16 protein-coding genes are annotated in these 13,581 nt (G+C 50.2%); all 16 read left to right on the top strand.

Going from position 1 to position 13,581, the window contains the following annotated elements:
• Positions 1–331 precede the first annotated feature (331 nt).
• The 16 genes from J2Z28_RS24410 (at position 332) to J2Z28_RS24335 (ending at position 13,579) form a co-directional block, all read left to right on the top strand.
• Entirely contained in the window at positions 332–1,153 is an 822-nt protein-coding gene (locus J2Z28_RS24410) for a transporter substrate-binding domain-containing protein (protein ID WP_036673581.1), read from the top strand.
• A 23-nt stretch (positions 1,154–1,176) separates the two neighbouring features.
• On the top strand, positions 1,177–1,920 hold the full coding sequence (locus tag J2Z28_RS24405) for an amino acid ABC transporter permease (RefSeq protein ID WP_211084628.1): 744 nt from the start codon (positions 1,177–1,179) through the stop codon (positions 1,918–1,920).
• A 4-nt stretch (positions 1,921–1,924) separates the two neighbouring features.
• Positions 1,925–2,635, top strand: a complete 711-nt coding sequence (locus J2Z28_RS24400; RefSeq protein WP_036673453.1) for an amino acid ABC transporter permease — start codon at positions 1,925–1,927, stop codon at positions 2,633–2,635.
• A complete protein-coding gene (locus tag J2Z28_RS24395) occupies positions 2,632–3,384 on the top strand; it encodes an amino acid ABC transporter ATP-binding protein (protein WP_017692508.1) in 753 nt (250 codons plus the stop codon). Before J2Z28_RS24400 ends, J2Z28_RS24395 begins: the two co-directional genes overlap by 4 nt.
• 120 nt (positions 3,385–3,504) lie before the next feature.
• Positions 3,505–3,792, top strand: coding sequence for a hypothetical protein (locus J2Z28_RS24390; protein ID WP_017692509.1), 288 nt, complete (start codon positions 3,505–3,507; stop codon positions 3,790–3,792).
• Between the two features lie 23 nt (positions 3,793–3,815).
• Positions 3,816–4,157: an alpha-helical endospore appendage domain-containing protein gene (locus J2Z28_RS24385; RefSeq protein ID WP_017692510.1), complete on the top strand. Its 342-nt coding sequence runs from the start codon at positions 3,816–3,818 to the stop codon at positions 4,155–4,157.
• The gene (locus J2Z28_RS24380; protein WP_017692511.1) at positions 4,154–4,453 is read left to right on the top strand and encodes a hypothetical protein; all 300 of its coding nucleotides are present in this window, start codon (positions 4,154–4,156) and stop codon (positions 4,451–4,453) included. The genes J2Z28_RS24385 and J2Z28_RS24380 overlap by 4 nt, the downstream gene beginning before the upstream one ends.
• A gap of 1 nt (position 4,454) precedes the next feature.
• Positions 4,455–4,796 carry a hypothetical protein gene (locus J2Z28_RS24375; RefSeq protein ID WP_211084634.1) on the top strand — a complete coding sequence of 114 codons (342 nt, stop codon included), beginning with the start codon at positions 4,455–4,457 and terminating at the stop codon, positions 4,794–4,796.
• Between the two features lie 252 nt (positions 4,797–5,048).
• Positions 5,049–6,143, top strand: coding sequence for a CgeB family protein (locus J2Z28_RS24370; protein WP_211084627.1), 1,095 nt, complete (start codon positions 5,049–5,051; stop codon positions 6,141–6,143).
• Positions 6,144–6,203: 60 nt separating this feature from the next.
• On the top strand, positions 6,204–7,343 hold the full coding sequence (locus J2Z28_RS24365; RefSeq protein WP_211084626.1) for a CgeB family protein: 1,140 nt from the start codon (positions 6,204–6,206) through the stop codon (positions 7,341–7,343).
• Positions 7,344–7,408: 65 nt separating this feature from the next.
• Complete coding sequence (locus J2Z28_RS24360; RefSeq protein WP_211084625.1) at positions 7,409–9,034, top strand: glycosyltransferase family 4 protein; 1,626 nt, start codon at positions 7,409–7,411, stop codon at positions 9,032–9,034.
• Between the two features lie 14 nt (positions 9,035–9,048).
• On the top strand, positions 9,049–10,140 hold the full coding sequence (wecB, locus tag J2Z28_RS24355; protein WP_211084624.1) for a non-hydrolyzing UDP-N-acetylglucosamine 2-epimerase: 1,092 nt from the start codon (positions 9,049–9,051) through the stop codon (positions 10,138–10,140).
• On the top strand, positions 10,133–11,119 hold the full coding sequence (locus J2Z28_RS24350; protein WP_211084623.1) for a polysaccharide biosynthesis protein: 987 nt from the start codon (positions 10,133–10,135) through the stop codon (positions 11,117–11,119). The genes wecB and J2Z28_RS24350 overlap by 8 nt, the downstream gene beginning before the upstream one ends.
• The gene (locus tag J2Z28_RS24345) at positions 11,116–11,943 is read left to right on the top strand and encodes a dTDP-4-dehydrorhamnose reductase family protein (RefSeq protein ID WP_036605842.1); all 828 of its coding nucleotides are present in this window, start codon (positions 11,116–11,118) and stop codon (positions 11,941–11,943) included. Before J2Z28_RS24350 ends, J2Z28_RS24345 begins: the two co-directional genes overlap by 4 nt.
• Positions 11,925–12,866 carry an NAD-dependent epimerase/dehydratase family protein gene (locus tag J2Z28_RS24340; RefSeq protein ID WP_211084622.1) on the top strand — a complete coding sequence of 314 codons (942 nt, stop codon included), beginning with the start codon at positions 11,925–11,927 and terminating at the stop codon, positions 12,864–12,866. The genes J2Z28_RS24345 and J2Z28_RS24340 overlap by 19 nt, the downstream gene beginning before the upstream one ends.
• Positions 12,863–13,579, top strand: coding sequence for a glycosyltransferase (locus J2Z28_RS24335; RefSeq protein WP_211084621.1), 717 nt, complete (start codon positions 12,863–12,865; stop codon positions 13,577–13,579). The genes J2Z28_RS24340 and J2Z28_RS24335 overlap by 4 nt, the downstream gene beginning before the upstream one ends.
• Positions 13,580–13,581: the final 2 nt, after the last annotated feature.

Below are 13,581 nucleotides of genomic sequence, written 5' to 3'. Positions count from 1 at the left end.
CATTTCCGCTCCAACATCGTTTTTTTTCATTATAAACAAAATACCCTATAAGATGGACTTTTTTCAAAGTGTCCATCTTATAGGGTACATTTTACAATCGATATGGGGGATGGCTTTTTCTTGTTCTATAGAGAAGTCCTATAACCATATCAGGATGTCCTATTAGTTTAGTTATTGCCCTAAGATGACTTGTAATGATATTCTTTGTTCAACCTAATTCCGACTATACAAGTAAGAATGGTTTGTTAATAGGAAGAGGAATGGGAGTACACATCATATTCGCTGTGATAACAGCCTGTGGAGGAGATTGGGAATGGTTAAAAAACGGGGGATTCAAAAATTCCGGACAGCACTGCTGTTCATTACAATGCTGGCGGTACTGGCTGGATGCAGCACAGGAACTGCAAGCAATGATTCAGAATCTGCTTCGGCAGCAGGCGACACCAAAGTGAAAAAGATCATTGTAGGAACAGGTACACAGTTTCCAAATGTCTGCTTCATTGATGAGAATGGCAAGTTAACAGGTTATGATGTGGAACTGATCCGGGAGATCGACAAACGTTTGCCTGAGTACGAATTCGAATTCAGCACCATGGATTTCAAAAACCTGCTGCTGAGTCTGGAAACGAAAAAAATTGACCTGATCGCGCACCAGATGGAAGTGAATGATGAGAGACAGGCCAAGTTCCTGTTTAATGATGAAGCCTATAATATTTTCCCAAATAAAATTGTCGTAAGTCAGAAAAATGAAGAAGTAAAATCCATTGAGGATCTAAAAGGGAAAAAACTGATTGTTGGTGCTACAAGTAATGCGGCTGTACTTGCTGAGAAATGGAATGCAGCGAACGGCAACGGGATTGATATCGTTTATTCCGGAGCGGGTGAGGATACCATTACCCAGATCAAAACAGGCCGGGTGGATGCCACCATCAGCACTCAGTTTGCCATTGATTATCAGAATAAGGCGGTTGATGCTCAGTTGAAAACGGTAGGAGATGCCCTCTCCAACTCCAAAGTGTACTTCATTCTGAACAAAGATGAGCAGGAGCTCAAAACCAAAGTGGACGAAGCGCTCAAAGCGATCAAAGAAGATGGAACATTAGGCAAACTGAGCACTGAGTGGCTTGGAGCTGACTATACGGTTGAAGAGTAGTCTGAGAAAGGTGTGCAGCGGTAATGGGAAAATCATTTGATCTGTCATTGGTTCTGGATTTCATCCCGGAACTGCTACGATATTTGCATATAACACTGATTGTACTGGGTGGTTCCATCGTGCTCGGACTGGTGGGCGGCGTGCTTCTGGCCGTTCCCCGGCTGTATCGGATTCCGGTACTAAGCCAGTTGGCTACCCTGTACGTCTCATTCATGCGGGGCACACCGATCCTGATCAAATTGTTCCTGGTGTATTACGGACTTCCCGAGTTGCTCAAACCCATTGGCATCGACCTGTCGAGAACCGACCCGTTGTTATTTGTCATTGTGACCTATGCGCTTAGTGACGCGGCATCCTTTGCCGAGATCTTTCGCGGAGCGGTGCGCAGCGTGGATAAAGGTCAGACGGAAGCAGCCTATGCTGCGGGTATGACCACATTCCAGTCTTTTCGGCGGATTGTCGTTCCGCAGGCACTGATCGTTGCTTTTCCGAACATGGCCAATACGTTAATCGGTTCATTAAAGGATACGTCTCTGGCCTTCTCCATTGGTGTCATGGACATGGTGGGCAGAGGGCAGACGCTAATCTCCGCCACGTCCCACGCACTTGAAGTGTATATCAGTTTGTCCGTGGTCTATTATGTCATTGTCATTGTGCTTGAAAAAGGATTTGCCTTTGCAGAACGCAGACTCCAGCGTCATGAACGCAAGAGGGTTGTATACAAACCAGCAATTCAAGCCAAACGCCTGAAACGAATAGCGGGGTGAGCATATGTCGATTGATCTCCAGTTTATCTATACATCTTTTTTTCAAATCCTGAAGGCATTGCCACTGACACTCGTCATTACGATTGTTCCGTTGATTGCAGGCTTCGGAATCGGTCTGGCTACGGCTCTGATCCGTATCTATCGTGTGCGGTGGATTCACCGCATTGCTGACTTCTACGTTTCATTCCTGCGTGGAACACCGATGCTGATGCATCTATTCCTCATCTATTACGGTATTCCGATGATTATCGATAAGCTGGCGGAACGTTACGGTTGGGCTTTCCAATCCTCGTCGATTCCAATTCTCGTATTTGTACTGATTGCTTTCTCGCTCACAGCGGGCGCTTATATGTCCGAGATTATCCGTTCAGGCATTCTTGCTGTGGATATCGGCCAGATGGAGGCGGCTCACGCTGTAGGCATGAGCACATTCCAGGCTTTAAGGCGTATCATCATCCCTCAAGCGATCGGGGCTGTATTGCCTAACCTGTGCAGTATGTTTGTTGGGTTCCTGCATGGATCAACACTCGCTTTTACCGTGTCTCAGATGGACATCCTCGGTAAAGCGGATGTGGTGGCATCCGTCAGTCTGAAGTTTCTGGAGGCTTTTATCGCCGCAGCGTTCATCTATTGGGGGCTGACCATCATTGCCGAGCGGATCACTGCTCTGCTTGAGCGTCGGGTTGCCGTGTACAGCAAAGGAGGCGTGTCATGATTACACTAACGAACATACACAAGACATTTGGCAAGCAGGAAGTATTGAAGGGAATTGATCTGACCGTGGAACAGGGCGATGTCGTAGCGATCCTTGGACCGAGCGGATCAGGTAAAACAACGCTGCTGCGCTGCGTCAATTTTCTGGAACGTGCCGATGAGGGCGAGGTTCAGATCAGTGGATTAACCGTCGATTGCAAGCATGCACGCAAACATGACATTGTGCAGTTGAGACGAAAAACGGCGATGGTGTTCCAGCATTATAATTTGTTCAAACACAAGACAGTGCTGGATAACGTCACGGAAGGTTTAATTATTGCCCAGAAAATGTCCAAAGCCGATGCCCGCACGCGTGCCTTGCGTGTGCTTGAACAAGTCGGACTGTCTGCCAAAATCAATGAGTATCCAAGTATGTTGTCCGGTGGACAACAGCAACGGGTGGGCATCGCCAGAGCATTGGCACTGAATCCCGAAGTGATTTTGTTTGATGAACCGACCTCAGCGCTGGACCCCGAGCTTGTGGGTGAGGTGTTGTCTGTCATTCGCTCCATTGCTCAAGAGGGGATTACCATGATTGTAGTCACCCATGAAATGGGGTTTGCCCGTGAGGTGGCAAATCGGGTTGTTTTCATGGATGGAGGTTCCGTTGTGGAGGAAGGAACCCCGGAAGAGGTATTTGTACGTCCCAAGCAGGAACGTACTCGCCAATTCCTCAGTCGATATTCTTCCGACTGGAGTTATGTCATCTGACGATATAGGCGCAAGCTGTAGTAACTGACGATCCCGGCCCGGCATATGCTGTAACAGGCAAATGCTGATAGGCCGGGTTTTCTATGGGTGAAGCAGGCCGTGACGGTAAGGAGGAGGACCATGCAGAGCAAAATCGATGAAATCATCACACATATTGCACACTCTCACCAGCAGATCGCACGTGTGCTGGATGCCAAACGCCAAGTCGCTGTACGCATGTCTGAAATCATCAATCATTTGCCAGATATCGAACCGGAGTTGGATGGCGTTGACGGTCTGCTGGATAGCTCTGGGCAAATCAACAAAAGCATTATCTCTTACTTGGGGGGCCTTGCAGATCTGGAAGAGGCTGTAGCCGAAACGCTGACCCAAGTCATGCGGGAGATCGCGGTTCAAGAGGAAGAATAAGCCCGGAAGGCGGGTGAAGGAACATGAGTAGAGAACAGAGCCTCATTCTGATGCTGGACGCAGCAGCCAAAATGCAGTGGAATATTGCCCTGATCCTGGAGGCAAAAGCGATTGAGGCCGAGAAGGTACGGAACTGGACGCTGAATCATTTGAATGGAGATACCTTTCTGACGCACGGGGATCAGGTAGGCGAGCCACTCAAAATGCATGATCAGCTGGTGGAATTGCTGGAAGGATTAACCCGGATGGAGACCGGACTGTGCAACAATCTCAAAGCGGTGATGGTACAGAACGACAGCGAAGATGGCGGCGGTATGGACGGTGGCATGTTTGGCGGCATGGATCTGGGAGACATGGGAAAATGAGTCTGATGCGGCGTGAGCAGGAAGCCAAACTGGCGCTCATTGAATCCATTGCACACAGTCAGCAGGCGCTGGCACGCATTCTGGACAGTGTAGCCAGTGTAACCGCTCATTCGGAAGTATCCGCCCGCAGTCTGGCCGAGAACATTCGTTTGCTGAGTCGCTATCAGGCAGAAATGTCTCGTATGGTTACGGGAATCAGGCTGGCCCGAATCCAGCATGGGGAGCCTGGCTTGCCGTGGCTCAAAGACCCCGGGTGTGCAATTCGTATCGTTCGGGACATACAGGAGGAATGTTGACATGTTAAAGCAGAAGAAAATACGACTGAGAACCAAAAGAGCTTTGTTAACCCGTGGAGCCCGTCTGCGCAAAATTCGCAAGCTGCGTGCGCTCAGAGCCAAACGTGTTCTTCACAAACGCCCACTTAAAGGACGCAGTGCGTGGCTCAAAAAAAAGAAACGTACGGTACGGCGGCACCGGAGTCCGAAGCCCGTACAACCAGTCGTCCCGGCTACCCCTACCGATCCGAACCCGGACGGTGCGTACAGCCAGGGATACAACGAGGCGTACAACGAGGGATTCAACGCGGGTTTCGCCAAGGGATTCGAGGACGGACATCAGCTGGCGTACAAAGCACAGTAACCGAGTAGACAGGATTATTCCTGCATGGAATGATACCTGTATAACAGTTAGCCCGGGGGGACAGATCCCTCCGGGTTATTTGCATCGCCGCAAAAGCGGACATGCCCGTACAGGCGGATGTGGAGGGCATGCGCCAATTTTGCGCCTTGCAGGACACCCGTCCATGATGCATCTGACCCCGAGGCATATCCTTTAGAGGGAAGACCAATATCGGGGAGAGTCTGGAAGTGAGATCTCCTGAAGGAAGACAGGGTGAAGAATGTGGCAAAACGAAGGCACCGTCCGCTGACCGAAGCGGAAACAGCTTACCGCGGCGGATATGCAGAAGGCCGCAGATTCGGCGGCTGTCAAGCCATGATGGAGCGGGTGCAGATGTTTGAACCGACCCTGCGGGACATGAAGGTGTTATATATTCCGCAAGGATTCGATGCCATCGATGAAGGTGTCACCTTGGCTCTGCAGCAATCTGTACGTGAATGCGTTGTTGGATCGCCAGCAGCAATGTTGCAGGAAGCCAGTCAGCATCGGCCCGATGTCGTGCTTGTCATGAATGGTCTGCATGTATTCCCCGCAGATCATGTAGAGCAGGTGAATGGCATACGTGCACTCGGTATCCGAACTGCCGTGTGGTTTGTGGATGATCCGTATTTCACCGAAGATACAACGTCCCTTTGCCAGCACTATGATGTCGTGTTCACGCATGAAGAGGCCGCGGTGCCCTTCTATCTGGGACATGGAGCGAACCAGGTTATCTATATGCCACTCGCGGTGAATCCAGGCATGTTTCAACCACGGCGCGCCGCACCGCAGCATCAGCACGACATTTGTTTTATCGGTACCGGATTCTGGAACCGGATTGCCTTGTTTGATGAGCTGGCCCCTTTTCTTGCGGACAAAAAGGTATTTATTGCGGGTAGCCAGTGGAACCGGTTGGCACGCTTTGATGTACTAGGCCGTTTCATCCACGAAGGATGGATTGCTCCTGGAGAGACAGTAGATTATTACAATGGCGCCAAGATTGTCATTAACATTCACCGGACTTGCGAGAATGGGGAAGACAATCGCAATACACATCATCTTGAAGGTCACTCAATTAATCCACGCACGTATGAGATCAGCGCATGCGGCACAATGCAGATTACGGATGCACGTGCAGATTTACCCCGTTATTATAAGCCGGGATATGACATCGAGACGTTCACCAACGCAGCAGAACTTCAGCGCAAGATCCACTATTATCTGAAGCATGAAGAAGAACGACAGGCGATGGCGTGGCGTGGACTTCTCACCACGATGAACCAGCATACATTCACTCGCCGGATCGGTCAGTTGCTGGAATATTTGTAATCCCCGTCTGAAGTGCAGCATCAATAAGAACACTATCCCAAAAAATAAAGGAGTGGCGGTATGTCTCTCAAACACCGTAAAACCAAAAAGATTCATGCACCCGTACTGAGCCTGACTGATCAAGCGCGCAAAAATGGGCAACATGCCGGATATGACGCAGGTAAGGAAGAAGGATATCTGCGCGGTCGCGCCAACTATATTGTGAATTGTGCACAGGAACCGTTACCTTTCCGACAGCTTCACGTGCTGTATGTATCCTCTGGTAAAGGCTTCCCTTACTCCCCGTTGGATGAGGCCATTATGGCCACGCTACAGGGTATGGTAGCCCAGGTAACCCTCTCTGATCCGCGTCAACCGATTTCTGAAATTGCGCTACAGACGCGTCCTGATCTTGTGCTTGTGCTGGATGGAATGGATATTCCTGTCGAGCATATCGATGCGATTCGCCAAGCGGGCATTCAGACGGCGATCTGGCTCACGGATGACCCGTACTATACAGATATGACGCTGGAAATTGTGAAACATTTTGACCATGTCTTCACGTTGGAACTGAACTGTATCGATCTATATCGACAAATTGGCTGCGCGTCCGTTCACTACCTCCCTTTTGCTGCATTCACCAATCATTACTTTCCGATTACAACTCCTTCCCCGTTAAAACGGGATGTCAGCTTTATCGGCTCGGCCTACTGGAACCGGGTATACTTCTTCAATCCGATCATGCCTCAGTTGATGTCACACAATACGGTATTTAACGGCATCTGGTGGGATCGCCTGCCTGACTATACTGCTTATGGCGAGAAGATTGAGCTCGGTCGCTGGATGAGTCCGCCGGAGACCAATGATGTGTACAATGGCACCAAAATTGTCATCAACCTGCATCGATCCCACGAAGATGATTCCGTCAATAATAATCACCTCAAAATCCCGCCAGCCTCACCGAACCCGAGAACGTTTGAAATTGCCGCGTCCACGACGCTACAGCTGACCGACGCGCGGGATGACATTGCGCGTTTCTACAAACCGGGTGTGGAGATTGAGACATATTCCTCGCCGCAGGAGTTACTCGACAAAGTGGAATATTATCTTACTCATGAAAAGGAACGCCGTGAGATTGCACTTCGTGGACTCGAACGTACACTGAAAGACCACACGTATGGCAAAAGAATTAATGAAATGTTAACCATCATATTCCCTTAATACTGGCCGGGAGGAGGTGTGCACAGTACCCTGTATCGGATACCAGGTACAGGGTCCGTGCGGCCATGGCAACGAAACCAAAGATGATGTTATTTTCACATGTGTGCAATACTCGGAGCATTACAGGTGCCGAGAAGCTGCTGCTTCATTTTATGAGAGAGATCGGTACGATCTTTGAATGTGTGCTCGTAGCCCCTCAGGAGGGGAAGCTTGCAGGGCTTGCGCGGAGATTCGGCATTCAGGTCAAAATATGCACTCTGCCGATGCTTCACGGTGTGTACACACCTTACCTGGGCATTGCAGATGATGCGGAGCATCTTCGTCATACGCCAGCGTATCAGGAAGCAGTCTCCCTAATACGGGAGACTGCTCCCGATATAGTGTTAACGAACACCTGTGTTAATGTGATGCCGGCTGTAGCGGCAAAGTCCCTTCAGATTCCGGTCATCTGGAAAATTACCGAGATTATTCATACGAATGAACATACAACCGAGGCGATCCAGATGATTGGCCGTTACGCGGATTGGATTATTGGTATATCCGAGACAGCGGTAGCCCCTTTCCAAGAAGCCGGCATGGGTGACAAAGTGACCATCATATCCCCAACTTGGGAACCCGCGCTACCAGCACCGGACCGCTGGGTTCATCTGCGCGAACGTAAGCGTAAGGAGCTCGGTTTCAAATCATCGCAGACCTGTATCGGTTATATTTCTTCATTTATATATGATGCCAAAGGGTTGAAACCTTTTGTGGATATGGCCTTGAAGATCTGTGAAACACATTCGCGCTGTCGCTTCTGGATCATCGGGGCACCATCGGATAAAAAGTATTATGACGAGTGTGTATCACGGGTGAAAAAATCCGGGTATTCACGCCGATTTACCTTCACCACATTTGAAGAGAACGTATCTCTGGCGTATACCGCCATGGATATCGTGGTCATCCCAAGCATGGTCAAAGAAGGATTTGGCATGACCGCACTGGAGGGTCTCTATTTTGCCAAACCGGTGATCGCTTTCGCTCAGGGTGGACTGAAGGAATTAATGGAATCCGTAGGCAGTGATGCATTTTTGGCTCCGCCGGGTGATACCGAAGCGCTTGTCACCTTGGCAACAACCTTGCTGAATGATTCAGAGCTGGCCTCGAATACGGGGTGGCGCAATCGGACAGAAGCGGAAAGGCTCTACGGGATTGAAACCTACCGAACGAAACTGCATACGATGGTGACACAGTGGTTATTGCGTTTTCCCGGATGGTTTGCTTATATCCAACCTCCGAATGGACCTGTGTATACCCATGGGGAGGGAGGACTACGCACTGTACTGGTTCTGGAACCGGCTACGGTTCGGGCACTGTTATTCCCGCTGACCGTCATACAGGCGTTGCCACATTCCTCATTACCTCCGCTCGCACTGGGTCACGATGCTTCGGGGGCCTCAGGTACTCGCTCGGCTGCAAAACTGATTCAACAGAGGGGCAAAACGCGGAAGCGTCGTCGCAAGTCACTTGCACCTCATTCTCGCCGAGACCGTGAGGGGCTGAAACATACTTCTGGAACTGGCAGACGTAAGGGGAGATCCCGTACAACGAAGGGACCGCGTTCGCATATGGGGAAATCGGCTAGTCGCAGACGCAAATCTGCCAAGGCGGGACGTAGCCGAGCAGGGCGCAAGGGTTCCAATACAAGATGAAGGCAGGGATTACGATGAAGATCATGACGGTGCTGGGTACGAGACCTGAGATCATACGGCTCAGCCTGATCATCTCCAAGCTGGACCAGTACGCGTCCCAACATATTCTGGTGCACACGGGACAGAACTTCACGGAAAGTCTCAGCGGTCTCTTTTTCAAGGAAATGGGCCTGCGCGCACCGGATTACGTTCTTCAGGATGAAGCGGCCTCTCTGGGACGACAGTTATCCTCGATGTTTACGCAGATGGAAGATCTCATATTGCAGGAGAAACCCGATAAATTGTTGCTGCTCGGTGATACCAATAGCGCATTATGTGCCGTATTGGCTGAGCGCATGGGTGTTCCTGTTATTCATATGGAAGCAGGCAATCGTTGCTTCGACCTGGATGTGCCTGAGGAGAAAAATCGTAAGGTTATTGATGCCATCTCCACCGTTAATATGCCTTACACGGAACAGAGCAAGAAACATTTGATCAGCGAAGGGGTACCAAGCAGGCGTATCGTGCTAACGGGCAATCCCATCTATGAAGTCATGCAGCACTACGACGCGCAAGTAAGTTCCAGCAAAATACTCAAGAAGCTCAAGCTGAAGTCCGGGCAATACTTCTTGGTTACTGCCCATCGAGCCGAGAATGTGGATCATGCCCCTCATTTGCTGGAGATTATGAAAGGACTGAACCAGGTCGCAGAAGAACACGGATTGCGTGTAATCTGCAGTATTCATCCGCGTACAGCGATCCGGATTGCGGAGCATCTGCATCTGGAGATGAACCCGCTGGTGGAGTTTCACGAGCCGTTTGGATTCTTCGACTTTGTAATGCTTGAACGCCATGCACGCTGTGCACTTACGGATAGCGGTACCGTACAGGAGGAGTGTTGTATTATGGGCGTGCCGACCGTAACGATGCGTCGAACTACCGAGCGGCCGGAAACGGTGGATTGCGGCAGCAATGTGGTCTCCGGTCTGGATGCCGCGCGCATCGCTGATTGCGTGAAAGTCATGACAACGATGTCTAGCGATTGGGATTGCCCGCAAGGTTACAAAGCCACAGATGTATCCAGCAAAGTGGTTAAATTTCTGCTTGGAGGGAAAATGCATGTTTGAAAATAAGCGTATACTCGTGACTGGTGGTACGGGATCATGGGGTTATGAACTTGTGGCTCAACTGCTGCCCCAGCAGCCCAAAGAAATTATTGTATATTCCCGGAACGAGTCCAGCCAAGTGGGTATGAGTCGTGAATTTGAAGACCCACGTCTTCATTTCCGGATTGGAGATATTCGTGACAAGGACGCTTTGACGGCGGCTTGCCAGCATGTGGACTATGTATTTCATCTGGCAGCGCTCAAGCATGTTCCGGTGTGTGAAGACCAACCGTACGAAGCACTCAAAACCAATGTGATTGGTACACAGAACGTAATTGAGGCCGCTATTGAGAACAAGGTGGAAAAAGTAATCTATATCTCGACTGACAAGGCTGCCAATCCGTCCAACTTCTATGGCATGACAAAAGCGATCGGCGAGAAATTAATTGTATATGCAAACTTGTTACACAGCGATACCAAGTTTGTTACGGTACGGGGTGGAAATGTACTGGGAACAAATGGAAGTGTGGTACATCTGTTCAAGAATCAGATCCGCCAGAAAGGGCAGGTCTCCATTACGGATATGAGTATGACTCGATTCTTTCTTACGCTGAAGGATGCAATTACCTTGCTGTTCAAAGCTTCGGTGGAAAGTGTCGGCGGAGAGATCTTTGTCATGACGATGCCTACCTGCAAAATCGTTGATCTCGCGGAAGTACTGATTGAGGATTCCGGTGTGGAGAATGTGAGCATTGTGGAACGTGGCATTCGTCCAGGGGAGAAAATCCATGAAATATTGATGAGTGAATTCGAGAGCATGACGACCGTTGTTTACGATGAGCAGTACCTGGTTATTCTTCCTACCCTGGGCATACCGGGTCTGCGTGAACATTATACCAATTGTCCCCCGGTCTCCTTTAACAGTTTCAGTTCTGAACACCAACTCATGACCAAAGAGGAGATTCGTGAAATTCTGAAACGCGGAGGATTCTTGTCATGAAACTGCTGATACTTGGTGGAAACGGAATGGCCGGCCATATTTTGGTCGACTATTTCCGCCGTCAAGGTGTACACAGCGTCTTCTACACATCTCGGGATGTAACGGACCCCAATGGTCTGCTCCTGGATGTGAACGACAGCTTCATGGTTGATCGATTGGTAGAAGCTGTGCACCCGGATGTGATTATTAATGCTGTAGGTGTGTTGAACAACTTCGCAGATGAGGACAAAATTACTGCATATCATATTAACGGTTTCCTGCCACATCGTCTGCGGCGGGTTGCAGATACGATTGGTGCACGCCTGATTCATATCAGCACGGACTGTGTGTTCAGTGGAGAACGGGGAGCATATCGGGAAGATGATGTTACGGATGGGACTTCAGCTTACGCCATCACCAAAGCACTTGGCGAAGTTCAGGATGAAGGTCATCTGACGATCCGTACGTCCATCATTGGACCCGAGATTCGCCAGGGCGGCATTGGTCTGATGCAATGGTTTATGTCCAGCACAGGTGAAGTCGGGGGGTATACCCGCGTATTTTGGAACGGTGTGACCACACTTGAGCTGGCCAAATGGGTAGACCATTACCTGGCCTCATCGGTTAGTGGTCTGATCCACTTAGCTCATCCGGCACCTGTCAGCAAGCATGACCTGCTTGTATTGTTCAAGCAGACCTGGGATAAGCAGGATGTGACGATTGTGCGTGATGACAGTGTAGTGCAGGACCGTACGCTGGTGTCCACTCGCGAGGATGTGAAGACAGACCTGCCGGATTATTCTACAATGCTGAAGGAGTTGGCATTATGGATGGAGCAGAGCTGAGAGGCAAGAAAGTACTGATTACAGGCGCCTCCGGTTTTACCGGGCGACATGCCGTATCTTATTTTCGGGAAGCGGGTGCAGTGGTTGCAGCGGTAGTCCGGAGGCCGGATGTGTATTCATTCGGTAAAGGTGCACAAGTCCATGTCTGTGATCTGAACGATAAACAGCAAGTACGTCATCTGATCGGCGAGGTGCAGCCCGACTATGTGCTGCATCTCGCTGGCAAAAATTCCGTGCCTGATTCGTGGTCTGATCCGCTACTGGTCCTAGAGACCAATGTGATGGCCGTGCTGTATCTGCTGGATGCGCTTCGCAATTGTCCGACAGCACGAACCGTTATTGTAGGATCGAGGTTAAAATATACGCCGGAACCTGGCCGGATTCCCCAGCCACCGCATCCATACAGCCTCAGTAAAGCGCTGGAAGAGATGGTGTCCTTGTCGTGGATGTCGCTCTTCGGACAACAGATCATGCTGGCGGAGCCAGGCAATCTGATTGGTGCGGGTCCTTCCACAGGCATCTGTTCACTGCTTGCACGCCATGTTGTTGCCTGTGAGCAGGCGGGCAAAACCGAGGCATTCCGTCTGTCCGGACGGGATAATACCCGTGACTTTCTGGATGTGCGGGATGCCGTCAGAGCGTATGCGACCCTCCTGGTACACGGGTCCAGCGGTACAGTATACCCGGTGGTGTCTGGAGTCGAGCACAGTCTTGGTGAAATTGCAGATCTGCTGTTGTCCATGACAGAAGCGGAAGTTCCTGTTCGCTGGGATGGGGCATCTTCTGGTCCGGATGGTTCGGGGAAACAGGAGGAATTATCACTGTTGCGCAAGCTTGGTTGGCAGCCGATGATTCCATTTGCCACATCGCTTCAGGATATCCTGAGTGATGTTCGTGTCCAGCAAGGGAGGACGACAAGTTGAATCCGAGAGTATCCATTGTCATTCCATTCTATAACTGCCCTTATGTGCCTCAGGCGATTCAGAGTGCGTTGAACCAGACGTATCCCGATGTGGAAATCGTTGTTGTGAATGACGGTTCAACCCGGCATGCAGAGTTGCTTCAACCCTATCTTCCTTATATTCATGTGCTTGGCAAAAGCAATGGCGGGACGGCTTCGGCACTTAATCATGGCATCCGCCATGCCTCTGGTGATTATGTAGCCTGGCTCAGTTCGGATGATTATCTGTACCCGGATAAAATCCGTTATCAGCTAGAGTTTATGCAGCGTGAGAATGTGCTCGTCTCACATACCAACTTTCACTATATCAACGAGCATTCGGCAGTTACCAGAATGCATGGTGGGCCTGAACCGATGTCGGATATGGATTTACTACGACGGCTTGTTAACGGCAATCCGGTGAATGGCTGCACGGTCATGATCCGCAAGGATCTCTTTAGCGGAGTGGGGCTGTTCGATGAACTTCTTCCCTACACCCATGATCTGGATCTCTGGATGCGTATTGTACTGAACGGTCATCGGTTCCCATACCTGAATGAACCGCTTACTGCCTATCGGTGGCATGGTGGAATGGGATCGGTACGTCATGCGGATGTCATCGGCAGAGAGGCATCCATGGTATGGTCCAGATATCGGGAACCGCTGTTGCAGCGAATAGCGACGCTTGGCGGGTAGCG

Source organism: Paenibacillus xylanexedens (genome assembly GCF_017874615.1).
GTDB lineage: Bacteria > Bacillota > Bacilli > Paenibacillales > Paenibacillaceae > Paenibacillus > Paenibacillus xylanexedens.
This window is presented reverse-complemented; position numbering and strand designations above follow the sequence as displayed.

Excerpts from the sequence above, each read along its gene's own strand:
- J2Z28_RS24365 (WP_211084626.1), top strand. The coding sequence starts at position 6,204 with ATGTCTCTCAAACACCGTAAAACCAAAAAGATTCATGCACCCGTACTG.
- J2Z28_RS24405 (WP_211084628.1), top strand. The coding sequence starts at position 1,177 with ATGGGAAAATCATTTGATCTGTCATTGGTTCTGGATTTCATCCCGGAA.
- J2Z28_RS24350 (WP_211084623.1), top strand. The coding sequence starts at position 10,133 with ATGTTTGAAAATAAGCGTATACTCGTGACTGGTGGTACGGGATCATGG.
- J2Z28_RS24345 (WP_036605842.1), top strand. The coding sequence starts at position 11,116 with ATGAAACTGCTGATACTTGGTGGAAACGGAATGGCCGGCCATATTTTG.
- wecB (WP_211084624.1), top strand. The coding sequence starts at position 9,049 with ATGAAGATCATGACGGTGCTGGGTACGAGACCTGAGATCATACGGCTC.
- J2Z28_RS24340 (WP_211084622.1), top strand. The coding sequence starts at position 11,925 with ATGGATGGAGCAGAGCTGAGAGGCAAGAAAGTACTGATTACAGGCGCC.
- J2Z28_RS24390 (WP_017692509.1), top strand. The coding sequence starts at position 3,505 with ATGCAGAGCAAAATCGATGAAATCATCACACATATTGCACACTCTCAC.
- J2Z28_RS24380 (WP_017692511.1), top strand. The coding sequence starts at position 4,154 with ATGAGTCTGATGCGGCGTGAGCAGGAAGCCAAACTGGCGCTCATTGAA.
- J2Z28_RS24385 (WP_017692510.1), top strand. The coding sequence starts at position 3,816 with ATGAGTAGAGAACAGAGCCTCATTCTGATGCTGGACGCAGCAGCCAAA.
- J2Z28_RS24400 (WP_036673453.1), top strand. The coding sequence starts at position 1,925 with ATGTCGATTGATCTCCAGTTTATCTATACATCTTTTTTTCAAATCCTG.
- J2Z28_RS24360 (WP_211084625.1), top strand. The coding sequence starts at position 7,409 with ATGGCAACGAAACCAAAGATGATGTTATTTTCACATGTGTGCAATACT.
- J2Z28_RS24375 (WP_211084634.1), top strand. The coding sequence starts at position 4,455 with ATGTTAAAGCAGAAGAAAATACGACTGAGAACCAAAAGAGCTTTGTTA.
- J2Z28_RS24395 (WP_017692508.1), top strand. The coding sequence starts at position 2,632 with ATGATTACACTAACGAACATACACAAGACATTTGGCAAGCAGGAAGTA.